General features: G+C 46.2%; 20 protein-coding genes, 1 tRNA gene and 1 riboswitch. Of the genes, 10 read left to right on the top strand and 11 right to left on the bottom strand.

What is annotated here, in order from left to right; all coding sequences use genetic code 11:
* Positions 1–336: 336 nt before the first annotated feature.
* Positions 337–1,662: an RNA-guided endonuclease InsQ/TnpB family protein gene (locus ACYVUT_RS01720; RefSeq protein WP_484499270.1), complete on the top strand. Its 1,326-nt coding sequence runs from the start codon at positions 337–339 to the stop codon at positions 1,660–1,662.
* 526 nt (positions 1,663–2,188) lie between these two features.
* Here the strand turns inward: ACYVUT_RS01720 and mgtA are convergent.
* From mgtA to trpS, 4 genes are all read right to left on the bottom strand, one after another.
* A complete protein-coding gene (gene mgtA / locus ACYVUT_RS01715) occupies positions 2,189–4,879 on the bottom strand; it encodes a magnesium-translocating P-type ATPase (protein ID WP_484501404.1) in 2,691 nt (896 codons plus the stop codon).
* Between the two features lie 88 nt (positions 4,880–4,967).
* Positions 4,968–5,131: riboswitch (M-box (ykoK) riboswitch) on the bottom strand.
* Positions 5,132–5,237: 106 nt separating this feature from the next.
* Entirely contained in the window at positions 5,238–5,852 is a 615-nt protein-coding gene (locus ACYVUT_RS01710; protein ID WP_439776246.1) for a methanol dehydrogenase, read from the bottom strand.
* Positions 5,833–6,315, bottom strand: coding sequence for a deoxycytidylate deaminase (locus ACYVUT_RS01705; RefSeq protein WP_003616872.1), 483 nt, complete (start codon positions 6,313–6,315; stop codon positions 5,833–5,835). The genes ACYVUT_RS01710 and ACYVUT_RS01705 overlap by 20 nt, the downstream gene beginning before the upstream one ends.
* Before the next feature lies 1 nt (position 6,316).
* The gene (gene trpS / locus ACYVUT_RS01700; protein WP_439776244.1) at positions 6,317–7,342 is read right to left on the bottom strand and encodes a tryptophan--tRNA ligase; all 1,026 of its coding nucleotides are present in this window, start codon (positions 7,340–7,342) and stop codon (positions 6,317–6,319) included.
* 185 nt (positions 7,343–7,527) lie between these two features.
* On the opposite strand from trpS, the gene ACYVUT_RS01695 reads away from it, so the two are divergent.
* Positions 7,528–7,598 (top strand) — tRNA-Gly (locus tag ACYVUT_RS01695).
* A 71-nt stretch (positions 7,599–7,669) separates the two neighbouring features.
* On the opposite strand, the gene ACYVUT_RS01690 is transcribed toward ACYVUT_RS01695, so the two are convergent.
* A complete protein-coding gene (locus ACYVUT_RS01690) occupies positions 7,670–8,338 on the bottom strand; it encodes a CPBP family intramembrane glutamic endopeptidase (RefSeq protein ID WP_484499271.1) in 669 nt (222 codons plus the stop codon).
* 311 nt (positions 8,339–8,649) lie between these two features.
* On the opposite strand from ACYVUT_RS01690, the gene ACYVUT_RS01685 reads away from it, so the two are divergent.
* Positions 8,650–9,528, top strand: a complete 879-nt coding sequence (locus ACYVUT_RS01685; RefSeq protein WP_484499368.1) for an IS982 family transposase — start codon at positions 8,650–8,652, stop codon at positions 9,526–9,528.
* Between the two features lie 66 nt (positions 9,529–9,594).
* On the opposite strand, the gene ACYVUT_RS01680 is transcribed toward ACYVUT_RS01685, so the two are convergent.
* A complete protein-coding gene (locus ACYVUT_RS01680; RefSeq protein WP_484499272.1) occupies positions 9,595–10,932 on the bottom strand; it encodes a class III lanthionine synthetase LanKC N-terminal domain-containing protein in 1,338 nt (445 codons plus the stop codon).
* Between the two features lie 303 nt (positions 10,933–11,235).
* Positions 11,236–11,481, bottom strand: a complete 246-nt coding sequence (locus ACYVUT_RS01675) for an arginine deiminase (RefSeq protein ID WP_439776028.1) — start codon at positions 11,479–11,481, stop codon at positions 11,236–11,238.
* A 122-nt stretch (positions 11,482–11,603) separates the two neighbouring features.
* Here ACYVUT_RS01675 and ACYVUT_RS01670 point away from each other — a divergent pair, with 122 nt between their 5' ends.
* From ACYVUT_RS01670 to ACYVUT_RS01660, 3 genes are all read left to right on the top strand, one after another.
* The gene (locus ACYVUT_RS01670) at positions 11,604–12,314 is read left to right on the top strand and encodes a metal ABC transporter ATP-binding protein (protein WP_439776027.1); all 711 of its coding nucleotides are present in this window, start codon (positions 11,604–11,606) and stop codon (positions 12,312–12,314) included.
* Positions 12,311–13,111 carry an ABC transporter permease gene (locus ACYVUT_RS01665; RefSeq protein WP_439776026.1) on the top strand — a complete coding sequence of 267 codons (801 nt, stop codon included), beginning with the start codon at positions 12,311–12,313 and terminating at the stop codon, positions 13,109–13,111. The genes ACYVUT_RS01670 and ACYVUT_RS01665 overlap by 4 nt, the downstream gene beginning before the upstream one ends.
* Before the next feature lie 115 nt (positions 13,112–13,226).
* Entirely contained in the window at positions 13,227–13,733 is a 507-nt protein-coding gene (locus ACYVUT_RS01660) for an alpha/beta hydrolase family protein (RefSeq protein WP_484499273.1), read from the top strand.
* A gap of 135 nt (positions 13,734–13,868) precedes the next feature.
* On the opposite strand, the gene ACYVUT_RS01655 is transcribed toward ACYVUT_RS01660, so the two are convergent.
* From ACYVUT_RS01655 to ACYVUT_RS01645, 3 genes are all read right to left on the bottom strand, one after another.
* Positions 13,869–14,120 (bottom strand): hypothetical protein, encoded by a 252-nt coding sequence (locus ACYVUT_RS01655; RefSeq protein ID WP_439776024.1) that lies wholly within the window; start codon positions 14,118–14,120, stop codon positions 13,869–13,871.
* Positions 14,121–14,140: 20 nt separating this feature from the next.
* Entirely contained in the window at positions 14,141–14,875 is a 735-nt protein-coding gene (locus ACYVUT_RS01650; protein ID WP_439776023.1) for a hypothetical protein, read from the bottom strand.
* Between the two features lie 204 nt (positions 14,876–15,079).
* Positions 15,080–15,367, bottom strand: a complete 288-nt coding sequence (locus tag ACYVUT_RS01645; protein ID WP_050952047.1) for a bacteriocin immunity protein — start codon at positions 15,365–15,367, stop codon at positions 15,080–15,082.
* Between the two features lie 191 nt (positions 15,368–15,558).
* On the opposite strand from ACYVUT_RS01645, the gene ACYVUT_RS01640 reads away from it, so the two are divergent.
* Together ACYVUT_RS01640 and ACYVUT_RS01635 are read left to right on the top strand one after the other, a co-directional pair.
* Entirely contained in the window at positions 15,559–16,329 is a 771-nt protein-coding gene (locus ACYVUT_RS01640) for an NUDIX hydrolase (RefSeq protein WP_484501403.1), read from the top strand.
* Positions 16,330–16,411: 82 nt separating this feature from the next.
* Positions 16,412–16,678, top strand: coding sequence for a DUF1294 domain-containing protein (locus ACYVUT_RS01635; protein ID WP_484499776.1), 267 nt, complete (start codon positions 16,412–16,414; stop codon positions 16,676–16,678).
* On the opposite strand, the gene ACYVUT_RS01630 is transcribed toward ACYVUT_RS01635, so the two are convergent.
* On the bottom strand, positions 16,671–17,546 hold the full coding sequence (locus ACYVUT_RS01630) for a hypothetical protein (RefSeq protein WP_484501402.1): 876 nt from the start codon (positions 17,544–17,546) through the stop codon (positions 16,671–16,673). The two genes, ACYVUT_RS01635 and ACYVUT_RS01630, sit on opposite strands and share 8 nt — an antisense overlap.
* Before the next feature lie 251 nt (positions 17,547–17,797).
* On the opposite strand from ACYVUT_RS01630, the gene ACYVUT_RS01625 reads away from it, so the two are divergent.
* Both ACYVUT_RS01625 and ACYVUT_RS01620 read left to right on the top strand, forming a co-directional pair.
* The gene (locus ACYVUT_RS01625) at positions 17,798–18,352 is read left to right on the top strand and encodes a cysteine hydrolase family protein (RefSeq protein ID WP_439776019.1); all 555 of its coding nucleotides are present in this window, start codon (positions 17,798–17,800) and stop codon (positions 18,350–18,352) included.
* 68 nt (positions 18,353–18,420) lie between these two features.
* The gene (locus ACYVUT_RS01620; protein ID WP_439776018.1) at positions 18,421–19,857 is read left to right on the top strand and encodes a nicotinate phosphoribosyltransferase; all 1,437 of its coding nucleotides are present in this window, start codon (positions 18,421–18,423) and stop codon (positions 19,855–19,857) included.
* Positions 19,858–19,905: the final 48 nt, after the last annotated feature.

The raw sequence follows: 19,905 nt of genomic DNA, 5'->3' as shown, positions 1-19,905 counted from the left end.
TTGATCTCCTCAAAAATTCTATACTCTCTATCATACAACAAAAAGCCTTACCTTATAAAGCGGATCGGCGATTTAACGGGCTTTGGGGCAAAAAAGAACGGCCTTTTTACTAAAGAGCTACTAATTAGTAACAAGTAATATAGAACTATATCGAAAAATATAGCTTAATGTGCTTGCGAAAGAAAATCAATTCTATCTTAATAGAAGTTAAGTGTGTTGCGCCTATGATTTTAATCAAAAGATGCAACACATATTTTCGACTCTTTTTCAAACATATGTTTGGAAAAGAGCTGGGATACGTGCTAAAATATGCTTGTCGAAAAGAGGTGAAGACAAATGGCAACCAAAAGGACTCACGTATATCGTTTATATCCAGATGCTACTATGGCTCACGTCTTGGACCAGTGGTGTGACTATCGCCGTTATTGCTACAATAAGGCCCTAGAACTTTGGAATTCTACCTATTCGGAATATCGTATGCTGGTTAGTCCAGAGATTCTGGCGGAATTCAAGAAGCCAAAAGAAGAACGGCAATTTACTGAAGAGCAGGAGCTGTTTATTTCCAATTACTACCCAACCGCAGCACTGATTCAGAAAAAGCTTACGGCAAGCAAACAGTCATGGGAAAGGCAGATTTCTTCGCGTATCCTGCAGCAAGCATGTGCTGACTTGGGCAAATCGTTCAAGAAGTTTGCCAAAGATAAGGCACTCAAAGTAAAAAATGGTGCCGGGCACCCCGTTTTTCAATCTAAGAAAGCCAAACGTCAAGGCTTTAAGTTGAATCAAGGCGTGGTGCTCGCGAAGGAAGGCAACCACGGAAAGCTGACCTTGCCTGTCCCAGCACCTTATAAGGGTGAGTGGCATAGCATAAGATTTTCTGAAATCCCCAAAAATACCGAATTTGGGACGATAAGCTTTTACCGTGAACACGGCCATTACTACATGGCGGTTCCTTACAAGTATGAGACGCCACCATACATTCACAAGCATACGGGTAAGAAGACAGGAATTGACGTCAATGTCAGCCATTTCAATGATGCAGAAGGAGAACACTATTTTCTGCACAAAGGAAACAATGGCGCCGTCAAGCTGGCAAGAGTCTATGAGAACATCAAGCACCAGCAGCGGATTCTGGCAAGAAAGCTGGAAGAAAATGGCCAGATTGCCGGGAAGCGTTCAAAAAGCTATCAAAAAGCGAGAATCAAGCTTCAGAAGCTTTACGAGCGTGCTCACCGCATGCAGGATGACGCGATGCACAAGTACACGACTCACCTTGTCAGAGAATATGATGCAATCTGCATTGAGGATCTGGACGTCAAGGGCATGCTTATGAGCCATGTCGCTTCAAAAGGCGTGCACCGTGCACTGTTTGGACGCTTTCGCAGCTATCTTGAATACAAGTGCAAGTCAGCCGGGGTCAAATTGGTGATTGCCAACCGCTTTTATCCAAGCACCCAGCGCTGTGCAGTCTGTGGCAACATCAAGAAAAATGACGAAAAGATCACCCTTTCTGGCAATAAGAAGCACGGCACCAAGCACAATGAATACGTGTGCTACAACAAAAAATGCCCGAACTACAACAAAGTTGTAGATCGGGACATGAACGCGATGATGAATCTTACTTTTTTGATTGATCATCCAAGATACAATAAAGCATTGTAAAAAATCAAAGGATCCGCAAGGATCCATGCGGGCAGGCTAATGGCCGGAATGCCATCTGTTACTTGAACAGTTGCGTAAGTGGCTGTTTCGGTGCAGATGGCTCACCGGACGGGAAGCCGATAAGTTGTTTTGGCAGCGAATCGGTTTCTACGACCGCGCATGCAATTCCTCAAATGGAAGAACATGCGAGAAGCGAGTTCAGAACTCGTGAGACAGTTCGGTTGCTCATCTTCGGATAAAGGCATTGTCTGCGGCTTCGGCCGTACAGGTGATGTGAGCATATCGAGTGCAGAGATCGCCCACGCTGTCAATGCGAAAGCTTGGCAGTGAACGCTCGTGAGAGAAATGGAAGCCTACAGAGGCTTATATTATGTGCTGGGTATGTTCCAGCCAGGCATGTCGGCGTCGGAAGTAAAGATATCGATGATGCGATAGTCGCAAAATTGAATATCTTGACCATAATGTGAACCAGCCGGTATCAAGCGCACATTCTTCCACATTTCTTATAGCACCGTTCTTTTTTCAGTTAAATCAGGAATTTTTCCTTCTTCATGTAGAAGTGCTTGACGACTGTCGTCAAAAGCAGGTAGCAAACCAAGAGGCCAGCCACAATCCACAGGAATTCTTCGTTCAATTGGTCAAACTTCATGGCCCCGGCCAATTTTGAAAATGGCAGAACCGTGCCGAAGATGGCAGCCCCAAAGGTAGCCAGCATGACTGGGCTGGAAGCCCGTTGCTGGATGAATGGCAGGCGTTCGTCGCGCAGAGCGTGGATGACCATTTCCTGGGTCCAGAGGGATTCCACGAACCAGCCAGTGTGGAAGATGGTCATGAAGGCCAGCTGCCCTGCCGGTCCTAAGGAAGCGTAGCTGCCGCCGGTCAAAGCCGGGCAGATTACAAAGAAGAGGACGGCAAAGGTGATGACGTCAAAAATTGATGATGCCGGTCCAAAGTAGAACATGAACTTCGGCATGTTCTTGGTTGACCATTCCCGCGGCACATGCAGGTAGTCTTCAGACACGCTGTCAAATGGCAGAGCCAGGCAGCTGGTCCCGTAGAGCAGGTCCAAAATCAAGAGCTGCAGCGGCAGCATTGGCAAGAATGGCAGGAAGATCGAGGCGACCATGATGGACAAGATGTTCCCGAAGTTGGAAGACAGGGTGATCTTGATGTACTTCATGGTGTTGGTCAAGGTCTTGCGGCCGATGCGGACGGCATGCTCCAAAACACCCAAGTCCTTTTGCAAGAGGATGATGTCAGCTGATTCCTTGGCCACGTCGACAGCCGAGTCAACAGAGATGGATACGTCCGCCTGCTTCATGGCCGGGGCATCGTTGATCCCGTCACCCATGTAGCCGACCGTGTGGCCATTCTTTTGCAAAGTAGCGATGATCTTGGTCTTCCATTCCGGTGACAGCTTGACGAAGATATCGCATTCTTCAACGATCTTGGCCAGTTCTTCATCACTCTTGCCGATCAAGTCCTTTTGCCCGTAAACCGTGTCGATGTTAAGGCCAACCTTCAAGGCCACGGCCCGGGTAACAGCTTCGTTGTCCCCAGTCAAAATCTTAACGGTAATGCCGTCCCGGTTGAGGCTGGCCAGGGCATTTTTGGCGCTTTCCTTCGGCGGATCAAGGAAGGTCAGGAAGCCGATTACGATCAAGTCGCTTTCATCTTCTACCGTGAATTCACCGACTGGAGACGGGTCAACCTTGTAGGCCAAGACGATAACCCGCATCCCGTCGCTGTTCAAGTCGTCGATGTCTTTAAAAATCTGCTTTTTTCTTTCTTCAGTCAAAGGCAGGGTCTGGCCGCCGATTTCCACCTGGCTGGATACTGCCAGCATTTCTTCGGCCGCCCCCTTGGTAACCAGGAGGTGCTCGCCGTGCTTTTGGTCAGAGTTGGCAACCACCACGCTCATCCGCCGGCGCTGGAAGTCAAAAGGAATTTCATCGATCTTGTGGTAGTCCCGCTGGATTTCGCTGGTGTCCAGGTCGTCGTCAGCCACGTCGATGACTGCCTGGTCAATCAAGTCCTTCATCCCGGTCTGGTAGTAAGAGTTCAGGTAGGCCATCTTCAAAACCCGGTCAGTTTCCCGCATTTCCAGGTTGTAGTGCTTTTCCAGGATGACCTGGCCCTGGGTCAAGGTCCCGGTCTTGTCGGTGCAGAGAATGTCGGCTGAACCGAAGTTCTGGATGGAGTTCATCTTCTTGACGATGGTCTGGTGCTTGCTCATTTCCACGCTGCCCTTGACCAGGTTGGTGGTCACGATGACCGGCAGCATTTCCGGCGTCAGCCCCACCGCCGTAGCGATGGCGAAGATTAAGGCATCAGTCCAGTTGCCCTTGGTCAAGCCGTTAACGATGAAGACCAAGGGCGCGATGATGGCCGTCATGGTCAAGAGCAGCTTGGAGATGTTCTTGATCCCGGTGTCAAAAGTCGTCTCCTTCATTTCAGTGTCGGCGATTTGGGCCGCCATCTTGCCGAACATGGTGTGGCTGCCAGTGGCGAAGACCACCCCGCGGCCTGAGCCAGAAACGATGGTCGTGCCTTCAAACAGGATGTTTGGGTAGTCCAGGTAGTTTTCCATCTTGTCCGGGGTTGGGACGAAGTTGGCGTTCTTTTCCGTTGGCGTTGATTCCCCATTCAAGGAACTGGCTGAACAGAACAGGTCGGTACTGGACAAAAGCTTCATGTCAGCTGGAACCATGTCCCCGGCTGAGACGTTGATGATGTCGCCGACCACCACGTCCTTGGTCGGGATTTCCTGGTCCTTGCCGTCCCGGCGCACGTTAGTCGTGACTGAGACCATCTTCAAAAGGGACTGGACGGCGTTGGAAGTGCGGACGTTCTGGACAAAGGAAGTAATCCCGGAAACCAGCACCATGACCACCATGATGATGACGGTGCTGAGGTCCTTTTCACTTTGCGGGACGAAGATGTAGTTGGTAAACAAGGACATCGTCGCCAAGATGAGCAGGACCAGGGTAAACGGGGTCAGGAAAGCTTCGGCCAGAAAGTGCAGCTTGCTGGCTTGGTTGTTGCTCGCGATCTCGTTGGTCCCGGTCTTTTCCCGGACATTGGCTGCTTCTTCAGTGCTGAGGCCGTTGCTGTTGGTATGCAGCTGGGCCAAAGTCACGCTCCGCTTTTCCAGGGCAATTCTTGCAACCCGCTTTGCGTCTTCGCTGGCAGCTTTGTTCATTGTCTTGTTGAGCATAATAGTTCTCCCCTCTATGACAACTTCGCAAACGAACAAAAAAGTCCCCCTTACAAACCGTAAGGGGGACCTTGCCAAATAAGGCCACGCTATTGACTAATCGCTCAGCTTTAACACTACGTGACGTAAGCACATGCTAGCTACCTGGAAAGTGCCTTATTTCGACAATTTCTATTTAACCCGTTGGCATCTCTGGATGTTTCTGGGCGATAGCGTGTGTTCACGTAGGAGTCTCACCTAACAGTTCATTTGCTCTCTTTTCAACTTTACATAAAAGACTATACACGCTTAAAGCAAGCTTGTAAACCACTTTTGTGTAAAATTTACCTTGTTATTTAGTTTTTTCTGTGAAAAAGTCTTACTTTCTTGCCTGCCGTCTTATCGTATAGCGGAGGAAAATGATCACGGCCACGATCAAAACAAGTAAGGCGCACATGATCGGAACCCTGAGGTCAGCCGGCTTAATTACCCGGTTCACTTCTTCGCTGGACAGGTCAAGGGAGTCCTTTTTAAAGCCAAGGCTCTGGTCAATCAAGGTCACGGAAATCTTGAAGAGCTCCTGCACCCCTTCATTGAAGGCGATCGGGTCATCAGCCGTGATCTTGGAAGCCGTGTGGCTGAGGATATTGGACCGGACCTGGGCCGTGAACTGACTGTGCAGATCGCTGCTGCTGTAAAGGTAGGCCTTCTTGGTCCCGTCTTTTTGCACGTTGATCACGATATAGAGGGTTCTGGTTGCCTTGCTCAGGCCATCTGGCTGGGTCTTTTTGGCATCCTGCAGGGTCTCAACGATCACGATCGGGTGCTGGTCAGACTTTTGGTACTTGGCATTCTTTTGGTCAACCATTTTCCGGGTATCGGAATTGATGATGCCGGCATTGTCCTGGACGAAAAAGCTGCTGGCCCCGGTTACCAGGGGAAAAAGGCAGACTAAGGCCAGGAGCCAGGCCAGCCTAGTCGCTGCCGTCTTCAAGTTTGTGTGCCAGTTCTTCGACGAATTGGCGGTCAAGCTTAATTTGTTCATAAGGTACTCCACTATCACGCAGCAGCTGAATGGCCAAAGGACTGTCGTGATAATCATAGTAATAGTTGATCTTGGTCACCCCGGCCTGCAGCAGGTGCTTAGTGCAGTTGTAGCACGGGAAGTGGGTCACGTAGATTTCCGTGTTGTCGGTTGAGACCCCGTTTTTCGCGCAGGAAATCAGACTGTTCATCTCAGAGTGAATCGTCCGCACGCAGTGGCCGTCGACCAGCTGGTGACCCACGTCATCGCAGTGGTCCTGGCCGGAAACTGACCCGTTGTAGCCGGTGCTGAGGATCCGCTTGTCCTTGACCAGGACGCTGCCGACCAGGGCCCGGTCACAGGTTGACCGCTGGGCGATGACCAGGGCCTGCATCATAAAGTACTGTTTCCAGGGAATTCGCTTGCGCGTCATATTAGCCTCGGTTCTTGAAGTAGTTGAAGCCGATCGCGTCACGGACTTCCTGCAGGGTCTGGTCAGCCACCTGGTTGGCCTTTTGTGACCCTTGGTAGAGCATGTCGTAAACGGCATCCAGGTTTTCAGCGTACTTTTGACGACGTTCTCTGATTGGAGCCAGTTCAGCTTCCAGGACCTTGTTTAAGTAGCGCTTGATCTTGACGTCACCTAACCCGCCCTTTTGGTAGTCTTCCTTAAGTTGGGCAACGGTGTCCTTGTCCGGGTCAAAAACGTCCAGGTAAGTGAAGACGGTGTTGCCTTCAACCTGGCCTGGGTCTTCCACGTGGATGTGGTTAGGGTCGGTGTACATGGACATAACCTTCTTCTTGACCGTTTCCGCGTCATCAGACAGGTAGATGCAGTTGCCCAGGGACTTGGACATCTTGGCGTTGCCGTCCAAGCCTGGCAGGCGGCCCTGGCCCTTAGGCGGGAAGTAGCCCTTTGGTTCAACTAAGACGTCGACATTGTAGGTCCGGTTGAAGCTGCGGACGATTTCCCGGGTTTGTTCCAACATTGGCTCCTGGTCATCGCCAACTGGTACCAAAGTAGCCTTGAAGGCAGTGATGTCAGCGGCTTGGGCAACCGGGTAGGTCAAGAAGCCGACTGGCAGGGAGTCGCCAAAGCCCTTTTGCTTGATTTCAGCTTTGACAGTTGGGTTTCTTTCCAGCCGGGACAGGGTTACCAGGTCCATGTAGTCAGTAGTCAGTTCAAACAGGGCCGGGATTTGGGACTGGACAAAGATGGTAGACTTTTCCGGGTCCAGGCCAACAGCCAGGTAGTCCAGGGCAACTTCGATCAAGGAGTTGCGGATCTTTTCAGGGTTACGGGCGTTGTCAGTCAAAGCCTGGGTGTCGGCAATCATAATGTAGGAATCATACTTGCCAGTGTTTTGGAGCTTGACCCGGTTCTTCAAGGAGCCGATGTAGTGTCCGATGTGCAGCTTGCCGGTTGGGCGGTCGCCAGTCAAAATAATTTCTTTCGTCATTTTTCGCTTTCCTTTACTAGTACTGGTTTCTTGTTAATTCAATTTATTTCAGCGTTATTATTATCATTCTAGCAAAAATAACAAATAGATTAAACCACTCCCGCCGGGCCGGAAGAATCTTTTTGAAAAAAGTTTCCAAAAAGACTTGGCGAAAGTTTTTTTACATGCTATACTTAAAACATCTTGCGGGTATAGTTTAATGGTAGAACGCTAGCTTCCCAAGCTGGAGATGAGGGTTCGATTCACTCTATCCGCTTTTTTTATACCATAAATTAGCAAAGAAATAAGCGAGGCCACACGGCCCCGCTTATTTTTTACTCTCTTCAGTTAAACGGCGATGGTCACAACCGTCAAGACCCCGTTTAAGGCTGCCAGGTAAAGGGGCAGCCAGATGGTCTGGGTGCTGAGGTAGCTCCAGGCGAAAAGCATGCCAAAGGCAAAGTTGAAGGCAAAGATTGCTGGAGTGAACTGGAAGGTCAAGATGGCGTAAAAGAGGCCCGAGCAGATTATGCCAGCGTAGGCCACGCCCTTTTTCTCAGTCCTAAACCAATAGTTAAACAAGAAACCCGTGCAGAGGTACTCTTCTAGGATTGGCAAGACCACCCCATTGGCCAGCATCATGAACCAGTATAAGGCACTGGTGGAATGAGAGGCGTAAGTCAGCTGCAGACCAGAAGCCGGGAAGCCCTTGTAGAGCTGCAGGTAGGAGATCCCGATCCGGCCGGCGGCAACTATGAAGCTTAAGAGCAAGGTGAAGTTGAAGCTGCTCAGCCAGGGGATGTTGAAGCGTGAGTCGAAGAAGCGCTGTTCACGGTTGTAGCGGTAAATGTAAAAAAGCAGGCACATGGCCGCCAGAACCAGGAACAGGATCACGTTCCAGATGCTGATAGACGGGCTCTTGATGGCTAGGTTGTCGGCCAGGGCCGTGAAAACAAAAACTACAAAATAAACGAGATAACGGACAAGGTTACCTTCGCGTGATCGTGGCGTATTCATCTTATTCCACTCACTCCTCCGTGAAACATTTGTAATTATCTTATTATACCAAAGAAATTGGGCCCTTTTTGGCCTTTGTATGAATATTTTTGGTTACTTTTGCCTTACAATGTTTCATGCTTTTTACGTGGAGGGATGAAAAAAGTGCCGCTAAAGCCGGGTGTTTAGGCTTTAGCAGCACTTTGCTTATGATTGTATCTGAATTTAGTCAGATACGCGTGGTGCTAGTTGAAATATAGTTTCAATTTCTTAACAAAAAAGGTCCAACATTGTAGACTCTAGTTGGAAAAAAGAAAGGAGTCCTTACAATGTTGAACCAACTACAGATTAAACGTTATAGTCACCGTTTGCAAGTGGAATTTCGAACTTTGTCGAAAATCTGCAAGAAACTTTATTACAAGTACGCTCCATCTCGGTTAACTCACCGTCGCAATGCCAGTCTGGTAAAGGTTCCAGACTACGAAATTATTGCATTACTTGTCTGGCAAGCTGAGGAAGGTATATCTTCTCAGCGCAGATTTGCTCGCTGTTGGGGACTTTGTGGGCTCTCCAGATCTCGTTTCAATCGCAGAGCTAGAGCGCTTCTTGGCATCACTGTTCAGATCGTCAACGAACTAAACTCAAGAGTCGATCTGTCTGATCAGTACATGATCATTGACAGTCTACCCATGCCTTTGTGTCAGCCAATCAGAAACCGCAGAGCTAAAGTGTTTGAAGGAATTGCCAACATTGGCTATAACTCAACCAAACAGTTTTACTATTACGGCTTTAAAGGCCACTTTGCCGTAGCTCAAGACGGTTATGTTCTTGGCTATGTAATCACACAAGCATCAATACACGATGCAAAAGAAGCAGAAGAGCTGATTCTCACTACCCATCCCGAAGGGCACTTTATTTTAGGCGATGAAGGCTATATAGGCAAGCAGCTGCACGATACTCTCAAGATAAACGGCTATATACTGTGGACACCTTACCGGAAAAATATGAAAGGTGCTAAGCAGCATAACAAAAGAGAGCTAATGGCAATTCGCCGAACGATCGAGAGTGTGTTCTCTGTACTAAAGTACTACGGAATTGAAAATATTCTTGCAAGAAGTACAGACGGTTTCCAACAAACCGTCGAGATAATCGTACTAACTTACAATATCAGCTACATCCTACAGAGATATGGACTCAACTTCTTCAACTAGCACCACGCGTAGTCAGATGCTATGATATATTTTTTCTTGTAGTAGACTTTTATATCCAGCAAAAAATTATTGAAAGTGCTGTATTAAATAATTAAGATCCGACTCCTGTATCTTTTCACCTTTGATTAAAAGACGATAAAGTTCAGCAATTCTTTTAGGCAGTTGACACTGCTCAGATTCAGATACATATTCTTTTATTTGCCAGTATGTTGAATCACTATTTATTTTACTCGTATAGTTTAAATATGACTGTGGAAAAACAATGTAATATAAGAATTTTCCTAAGCTATACAGGTCTAACTGCTTTTTACCAATTGCCACTTCTGGGTCAAAAAAGCCATAAGTACCTGCAGAATTAAGAGTTAGGCCAGCAAAACTGGAAAGTCCAGAAAGAGAGATTGCATACCCAAAGTCGATAATTTTTATAGTATGATTTGGACATAAAATCACATTACTAAAGGATAAGTCTCTGAAGATTATCAGATTATCATTTAATACATAGATCCCTCTTAAAACATTTCTAAAAATCTCAAGACGTTCTGGCAATGAATATGAGCCAAGTTTCCCACTTTTCGCTAACTCATCAAGATTACAGCCCGAAGCGTACTCCGTAACAACAAAGAAAGCATCGTTCACGTAAAAAGCATCTACTACTGTTTCAAAGAAGTTACTGTTTCGCACAAAATCCTTTTCTAGCAAACTACTGGCGCTTATCAACCGATCTCGTTCATCAATTCCGGCACACTCAACATTATAGTATTTCTCTGCATACCTAATAATTACCTTCACCTTAGTTTGTAAATCAAGTGCTAAAAATACTCCTGAAGGACCGTTTTGCTTTATTACCTTTAAGATAAGATATCTAGTGGGTAGACTATTGTAACGCTCGAGACGATAATCATAAATTCTTTCCACGTTTGAGCTAGGTTTTAATTTTTTATCTCTTTTGTCAATATTCTCAACATCATCAAGCAAAGTTCCATATCTATAATAGACATTAAGGCCTTGTTTATATGAAGTATCTGAGCCCACTCGAATTCCCACATCATCATGAAAATAATAATATAGAAGTTCTAGAGTCTCTGTTACTGCACTTTGATCTGGATATATTGTTATAAATTTGCCAACTTGACTATTCCCAAAATAGCCCATATTTATTTGCTCTAAATACGGTATGGAAGAAATAATTTTAAAATCAAAATGATACTTTTGGTTAAGAGTTAAAAATTTTCGAGCAATTTGGATAGCATTCGTTAGGATAGCACTAATATGAATTTTCCATCCGTAGTTACTCTTTATATGGTGCGGATAATTAGGAAAGGCCCATATACTATCTTCATACCTAGCGACTGAGTATTCTTTGAGCAACAATTCAAATTGAATTGCAATATCTTCTTTATTCATGGCCAAAATTTTTCTTCCTTAGATTGAAGCTGAGCCAACAAGTACATTCCATCTAAATAGCGAACAACTAAATAATTTACTACTGCTTTCTCAAAATTAGCTTGCTTTAATTTTCTAGCTATTTCCGAAATACTATATCTGTTCTCGACAGAGAGTTTATACGACTCAATTATAAACCTTGAATATAAATAATATGATGCTGAACCAATACTGACGTCTTTTTCATTAGTATAGCTTTTAATAAAGCGGCTAAAATATTTTTTTAGTCTCTCATCCGGCGATCTCTTGATATAATCTATTTTTTTAACCTCTTGCAGGATGATTAGTTGGGCATCGTTGGCTGTGGGCTCCAGACAAAGCACCTACTGCTTGACCTGTTGTAAGACCTAAGTCATTTAGTGCCTCTACATCTCTAGCAAGGAGGGTCTTCTTTTCTTGATTTGTTAACTTTGTGGACTTTAAAAATTCCTCTGGATCTGCTAAAAAATTACCAATAGTAATTGGATCACTCTGAAGTTTTTGAATTAATTTTTGGAATTCTATTGACATAAGTATGTCTCCTCTCTAAAATGTGCTTTGCATTAGTTTTTCATGAAACAACTTTATCATTTATTAAAAACATAATCAATCTAACTTTGCATAAAATCGGTCTAACTTTAAGGAAATAAACAATGATTAGTGCTAATAATTTAAATATTGGTTATAAAGATAAAGTCGTTGTTCACGATTTATCTTTCTACCTAGATAAAGGAATGTTTATCGCTTTAATTGGAGCTAACGGTGCTGGGAAATCCACCTTGATTAACAGCTTGATTGGCGTCATTCCACCAGTGTCAGGTCAAATTTCATGGAAACTGAAAACTGATCGGGTTAATCCTTTCAACGATGTTGGCTTCAGTCCCCAAAGCCAGCTGATCGATTGGTATACCAGTGTCTATGACAATGTGTATCAAGGACCGCTTCTCGCCGGCTTTAAGCCCAAGGAAGCCCAAAAAGCAACCAAGCAGGCCTTAAAACTCTTGGATATTAGTGATTTAAGTGCTAAGCCGGTTGATCATATTTCTGGTGGCCAGCAGCAACGAGTACAAATCGCCAGAGAAATTGCTCGTGAGCCACAAGTCTATATACTAGATGAGCCCACAACCGGGCTCGATGTGGAAACTTCGGAAAACTTATTTACCTACTTAAAGCAAAAAGTTGATGCCGGAAGTATTGTATTAACTTCTTCACATGACTTAACTCTGCTGGAAAGCTACGCGAGTCACGTTCTTTTCTTAGACGATCATGAACAAAAATACTTTGGTCCACTTACTGATTTTTTGGACAGTGGTACGAGTTTGCGAGAAAAATACCTTAACGAACGGAAGGCGATAGAAAAATGAATCCGCAACATTTTAGAAATATATCTTTAGGATTACGGTCGATCAGAATTGTCGCCAACAATGAGTGGCGGGCTTTCGTGCATAATAAAGGCTTGCTCTTATCAATGTTCATGCAACCGCTTATTACTTACGGCTTGTTGGTCATGGCATTGAATCAAAATTTAGCTTCCGTTCACTACGAATCACTAATTTTGCCCTACAAGCAGTATGCATTGACCGGTGTTTTGAGTTTCTTCATGACCACTCAGATGTCGCAAGCGATGTACCGGGCGACAGTTGATAAAGAATATGGTTTACTAGCTATTAAATTTACGAATGGTGTTCAGCCATGGCACTACTTGACTGGAATGAGCTTCTTCCCAATTGCCGGTCTCATATTTCAAAGCGCTGTATTGATTGTTCTTGGACTTGCTACAGGTGGTGTGTACAATTTAGGATTATTGTTACTATCTCTGCTTGTATTAATCATCTCACTTGAGTTCTGGTCCACTTTGGGAATCGTTATTAGCACGCGGATTTCTTCCTATCAGCAACGCGATATCATTATGACCCTAATCTTTTCACCAGTTGCATATGCCGCGCCAACGCTTTATGTCTTCAGCGATAATTCACCACTGATCATTAAAGTGTTGGCCTATATCAATCCGCTATCCTACCAATTAAAGGCACTTAGAACTGTAGCCTTTGGCATATTTGACATTAAAGATTTATTGATTGCTCTAGCACTTACAATTATAATGATTATTTTTGCCCAGATAATTTTACGTAGAATGCCATTAAGTCTGGCTGAAAGATAGTATGCGAAAAATGGTCGAATATATTTTCTGTCGTGACTGTGAGAAAGTCTATTTTTATCTGCATGGAGGTCCTTTTTTTACCCTTAGGAATTGGCAAGAAGACCCTTTCGCAACAATGCTCTACAATGAACAACGGAATTTTATTTTGCTAAACTACCCCATTATTTATGGCAACGGTGGCATTAGTGATTACCAATTTTTAAAAGAGTATTTTTTGAAGTATAAAAGAGAACATCCAAATACAGAAATGATTTTACTAGGAGAAAGCTACGGCGGGTACCTAGCCAGTCTGTTTGCAGCCGAATATATATTCAGAAAAATTATAGCGATAAGTGCGTTTACCAGTATTGATTATCAAGAGTTGTTTTCATCTGAGCGGTCTTGGCTTAAGGACTATCTTTCAGAAAATGCACTTGATTTTTACGCTCTATGTCGGGACAATAAAATAAATACTCAAACTATTTTTATAAACGGCTCTAGAGATTCAAGAGTTCCCTATCAGCAATTTTTAGTGCTACCATTCATGAAGAAATTCAAAGTTAATGTACTACCTGGATTTACTCACAGAGAATGCGGGACGAGGCTTGAATATGTTATCTCGTTAATCAAACAAGAATTGTAACCTAAATTGACATACCCCCAAAATCATATTTCAATTTTGGGGGTATTATTTATGCCTAAACAAACTATAGATAACAGAAAAAAGTGCCGCCAAAGCCGGATATTTAGGCTTTAGCAGCACTTTTCTTTTTCTATTTTAGTCCATAATCGCGCAGCTCATGGCAAAGTAGACCAGGCTCAGGCAGGAACAGAAAATGATGACTGGCCAGACAGCTTTAGCGACGTTTTTTTGCCGGATGCCACTGACAACCAGATAGATCACCAAGCCAAGCAAGGTTAAAAGGCCTAGAGCCACGATTAAGAGGTGGTGCCACAACCAGATAATCGTGCTGTCACCGACAATATGGAAAACACGTTCCCAAAGTGGAAGTCGTGAAGCTTGGTACATACGTAATCATCTTCCTTTCTTTAACGATACCAACAAGTCTTTGGCCAATTCTTGTGTTTTGGGTCACCAGACCACGAGGAGCAATCTTTAACGCCTTTTCCGCGTCTATCAAGCCCATCGCACTTAGTCATTGTCCCTAGATCTGAACAACCATATTTACTCCAATGGTAATAGCAGTCACTTCTATAGAAATCTGTCCAGGATCGCGGATCTGTCTTCTTCCAATATCTATGGTCACTATTCGGCCCATTAAATCTATTACAATGCACATGTGCACCAGTTTTTACTCGATCACCATTATTTTGGCCCGAATATCCACCACCGCTCGAAGGAACAGCGATAAACATGGTTCCTGATCTGACAGAAGACTGACCATTATCCTTATCCATTGAGCCAATCCAAGACTTAAAGTCTATAACTTTTGGTTTAGGCTGTGATGGTAGTCTGATAAAAGAAGTTGTAAACGGTGTTTTTACCGTTGTCCCATCTTTTCTTATATCCTTGTCGTTCGGAAATAATATTTCCACAGTAACCGTATTCCCTTTTTGTATAAAATCAACAAGACTATCTTCTTTGGCTATTTCTTTCATTTCTTTTAAAGTATCTGCAGGAATCGAAGACAACTCATAGTTTGCAACAACCTCTGTGGAGCTATCAGCATTGGTAGCTGCATTCACTGTTTTACAATTAAGTAAAATCTCAATTAATCCAAAGCTAAATAGTAGTATTTTGCTTACCTTTTTTGTAATAGTCATATTACTTCTCCTCCCATAAGTCTATGAAAAAAGATTACTACAGCTAACACTACGCTGTATCATTTGCGACAATTGTAGCACCAATCATGAGCAAAGCGTAGCTCTTTTTTCACTTTTTGTTCAAAATAAATTAATAAGTGCTGTTGAAGAAGGAATACCAAGCTTCAGCAGCACTTATTTTAATATGATTAAGTTTTCAGTAGATTACTTCAGAACTACGCCATTAGCACCAACTGCAGAGTAGCGGGCCAAGTCCAGTTGCAAGCTAGTAACGGCCTTTGGCAGTTCGTTTTCAGCGAAGTTAGACCGCAATTGAGTGTCCAGGTTAGACGCAATTGAGCGGATTGATTCTGACTTTTCAGCCTTCTTAACAGCTGCTTCAAGCAGCTTGCTCAAAGCCGCGTTTGCCTTGACTGCCGGGTCATTTGCGACAGTTTCCAATTGCTTCTTAAATGCTTCTTCTGCTTCGTTTTCTTTCTTGTTAAAAAACATCGTACAGCCCTCCTATAAATGAAAAATCAAACAATGTTTTTTCGCTTACATTCTAGCACTGTTTGTAATCAGTGGAAGAGGGAAGTTGATTATTCTTTCAAAAAGCTGCACATCTTTTCATCCCTCTTCCGCATCCAGCTAATCCTCCCAGCAATGATATAATAGTAATAAAACTGAAAGGAGCCGTTTTGATGCCTGAATTAGAAAAGATAGTCGAACGCCCCTTGATCACCATCACCAACCTGATCTGGAGCTTTAACAAGGAAACCCACCGGGTTCAGCTGCTTTTAGTCAAGCGCAAGGACGAACCTTTCGCGGACCGCTGGGCCCTGCCGGAAACCCTCCTTCGGGAAAACGAAAGCGCCGACCAAGCTGCCGTCCGTTTGATCAAAGAAAAGATCGGCCTTAACCTGCCGGAATCTTCCACCGAGCAGCTGGCCACCTTTACCTCCCCCCACCGGACGCCCGGCGAGCGGGCCCTGGCCCTAACCTACATGACCTACCTGCCCGCCATGCCAAACCTGCGGCCCGGTTACGGAGCCAGCGATGTTGCCTGGTTCGCCTTTGAAAATTTCGGCCACAAGTATGAGCTTTTTTCCGCTGACAAGGACCTGACCTTTGAATTAGCGGAAAATTCCCACGCCCTGGCCTTTGACCATGACGAAATCATCGCCGTGGCCATCCAGCGCATCCGCAACAAACTGGACTACCAGCCCAGCATCCTGCAGATCCTTGGCCCCGAATTCACCCTCCGCGAAGCCCGCGAGGTCTACGCCCCCTTCTTCCAGACTACAGTCGATGAGATCGACAACTCCAACTTCCGCAAAACCCACGGCTCCCTCTTTACCGAGCTGGGCGTGCAAAAAAATTACCACAAGAGCGGGCGGCCCCCAAAGATCTATCGCCTTAAGAAAACGCAAAACAATATCCTCTGGGGCAAGGCTAACGACAAGCAAGGCTAACTGCCTTGCTTTTATTTTGCAAAAAGCCACCCTGCCTAAGCAAGGTGGCCTCTAATTCTATTAAAAATAACTAGGAGACGACATGAATCACTTTTGGCAAAGCAGCCTGCTGCTTATCAACTTAATCGCCTTTGCCCTCTACGGCATCGACAAGGCTAAAGCCCGGATGCACGCCTGGCGCATCCCCGAACGGCTGCTGCTTACTTGCGGCCTGCTGGCCCCTGCCGGGTCCGGCCTGGGCATGCTGCTCTTTCACCACAAAGTCCGCAAGTCCTACTTCTATTTAGCAGTCCTTACCGGCTTTATCCTCTGGGCTATTGCTACTTATCTGCTTTTAAAGCTTAGCTAAGGCTCTTAAGCATCTTAAAGGCGGTCTCCGTGCTGTGGGCCTTGAGCTGGTAAACGCTGGATCCTTTGGCCCAGGTGATTACCGTGTTCAAAGAACCCAGGCTTTCACCAACATCAACCTGTACGCTGGACTTTGCCGTCACATCCGGCAGGCCATATTGCTGGTAGAGCGATAGCAGCTTTTGCGCCGTTGGCAGCGGCTTTTGCCCCTGGACATTGCTTGCCCGGACGACAAAGGACCACTGGCCCTGGTTGAACTGCAGATAAGTCGACCCAGCCGCCCCTTCTTCTGTCCCAGTCACGTTACCAGCAATCTTAACTACCGGCAGGCCGGTCTTGGGCTCTTGGTAATTGATTAAGCTGCTGGCGTCAGCCACATTCTTATTTTCCGTTAAAACGGCATATGGCTTTTCACTGGCAATCCGGCTGTCGTTTAAGGCCAGCGGGCTATTTCCGACGCTGTAGTAGACAACATTCTGGCTGCTTGAGCTGGTGTAGCGGATATTCAAGTTGCTGCTGCCCTGGCCTAAGCCGTCAGCCGCGGGCAAAAGCATCCCCGGCAGCTTGACCCTTAATTGACTAGTTAAAGTCCCTATCCGGTTTGTGTCTGTACTTGTACTTTGACTTTGGCTGCTGGAAGCCGCGGACTTAGAGTTGGCCTGGCTTGAGGAGGATTTTGCTGAACTAACGGCAGAACTGGCCGCAGATTTAGCCGCCGACTTAGAGCTGGCCTTATTTTCCGCCTTCTTCTCGCTCTTAGCCTGGCTGGATTGACTAGACTGCTGCTCACTTTGACTTTGGCCCGCGCAACCGGCAAGCAAGCTTGTCGCCAGCAGAAGCAGGGCCAAATTTTTCCTGTTCTTCTTCATTTTTTACACTCTTTCTTTATCAATAATTATCCTGCTTTTCACCCCTAATTATAGATCTTAGCCCGGCTTTTATAAAGAAAGTTCCGTTTTCCCCGGTTAAAAATTGTTTATTCCTCGTAAATTGTCTGAGAAAACTTGCAAAATAATCTTTTATGGAGTAAAGTTTACGTCAAGCGAGTAAAAGTTTATTTTACTTTTTATTTTTATCCTGTTTTAGGTAAGTTATACTTTTAACAAAAAGGAAGAAAAAGATGGAAAATGAAGCACTCTTGATCATTGACTATACCAATGACTTTGTAGATGACAAAGGCGCCCTGACCTGCGGGGCACCTGCTCAAGCCCTGGCTGACCAGATCGTCAGCTTGGCCGACCAGTTTTTGTCCGCCGGCAAGTGGGTCATCCTGCCAACCGACAAGCACTTTAAGGGCAACCCCTACCACCCGGAAACCAAGCTCTTCCCGCCGCACAACCTGCCAAATACTTGGGGCCGGGAGTTCTACGGTCCCCTGCAAACTTGGTATAATAAACATCAAGACGACGAGCACGTCCTTGTCTTGGACAAGTCACGCTACTCTGCCTTCTGCGCTACCGGCCTGGACCTGTTCCTCCGTGAGCGCCAGGTTCGCCGGGTTCACCTGGCCGGGGTCTGCACGGACATCTGCGTCCTGCACACCGCCATGGACGCCTACAACCATGGCTACGACATCACGGTGCACGAAAAGGCAGTTGCTGCTTTAAACGACGCGGGACAGGAATGGGCACTGAACCACTTCAAGTCCTGCCTGGGCGCTGAAGTCGTCGACTAACCTTTACCGTTTAAGTTTTTATTTTTACTTTTAACAGTTATATTTTTGAGAAAGCAGATTTTTACACTATGTCTTTATCACACGCGTTAATTACCGACCTGTACGAATTCTCAATGGCAAACGGCTACTTTGAAACCCTGCCTAGAGATACCGAAGCCGTCTTCGACGTCTTTTACCGGACTGTTCCGGACAACGGCAGCTTCGTCGTCTCCGCCGGCCTGGAACAAGTCGTTGAACAGCTGCGGGGCTTCCACTACACCAAGGAAGACATCGACTACTTGAAGTCCCTCAAGCTCTTCAGCGATGAATTCATTTCCTACCTGGAAACCATGACCTTCGACTGCGTCGTTTACGCGATTCCAGAAGGCACCCCGGTCTTCCCGCGGGTGCCAATCCTGACGGTCAAGGGGCCGCTGATTCAATGCCAATTGCTGGAAACCTTCGTTTTGAACCTGATCAACCACCAGTCCCTGATCGCCACCAAGTCCCGCCGGATCAACCTGGCCGCCGCTGGCCGGCCAGTCATGGAATTTGGTGCCCGCCGGGCACAAGGGCCAGACGCTTCCGTTCTTGGCGCCAGAGCTGCCGTTATCGGCGGCTGCGGGTCAACCAGCAACGTCTTGTCAGCAGCCAAGTACAACATTCCAGTTGCCGGCACCATGGCCCACGCCTGGGTTCAAAGCTACCCAACTGAACTTGAAGCCTTCGAAAAGTGGGCTGAAGTCTACCCGGACAATGCCCTGCTTTTGGTCGACACTTACGACGTCTTAACCAGCGGCGTACCTAACGCCATCAAGGTCTTCAAGCAGCTCCGCGCCAAGGGTCACAAGAAGTTCGGTATCCGGATCGACTCCGGCGACATCGCTAAGTTGTCCCGCAAGGCCCGCAAGATGATGGACGACGCCGGTTTCCCGGAAGCAACCATCACCGCTTCCAACGCCTTGAACGAAAACGTCATCCACTCGCTTCTCCAAGAAGGCGCTCCGCTTGACAGCTTCGGCGTTGGTGAACAATTGATCACCAGCTCTAGCTCACCAGTTCTGAGCGGGGTCTTCAAGCTGGCTGCTTTGAAGATTGGCGACGGGGAATGGCAGCCAAAGATCAAGCTGTCCAACTCCAAGGAAAAGGTCACCCTGCCTGGTGAAAAGAAGGCCTACCGCCTCTACCACAAGGGGACCAAGAACGCCTTCGCGGACGTCATCGCCCTGGCTGATGAAGAATTGCCAGAAGAATTCACCGGCATTAACATGGACCCAATGATGACTGAAACTGAAGCTGACTTGAAGGACTTCGACGCCGTCCTCTTGACCCAGGTCGTTGTCGGCCCAAAGGCCAAGTCAATCGAAACCGACACCTTCAAGATCCAAAAGCACATGTACGAAAAGCTGGCTGAACTGCCAGAAGAAACTCAAAGACTGCTTAACCCGGACCGCTACCCGGTCTACCTGACTCCTGCCCTGGCTGACCTACAGGCCAAGATGATCAAGGACCACAAGCTTAAGTAAGTCACCAGTTCAATTGAATAAGCAAAAAACGAAGTTGCTCGAGCAGCT

It is taken from the genome of Lactobacillus sp. WILCCON 0059 (assembly GCF_057197985.1).
Note: the sequence above shows the minus strand (reverse complement) of the source record. Positions and strands in the feature narration are given on the sequence as shown.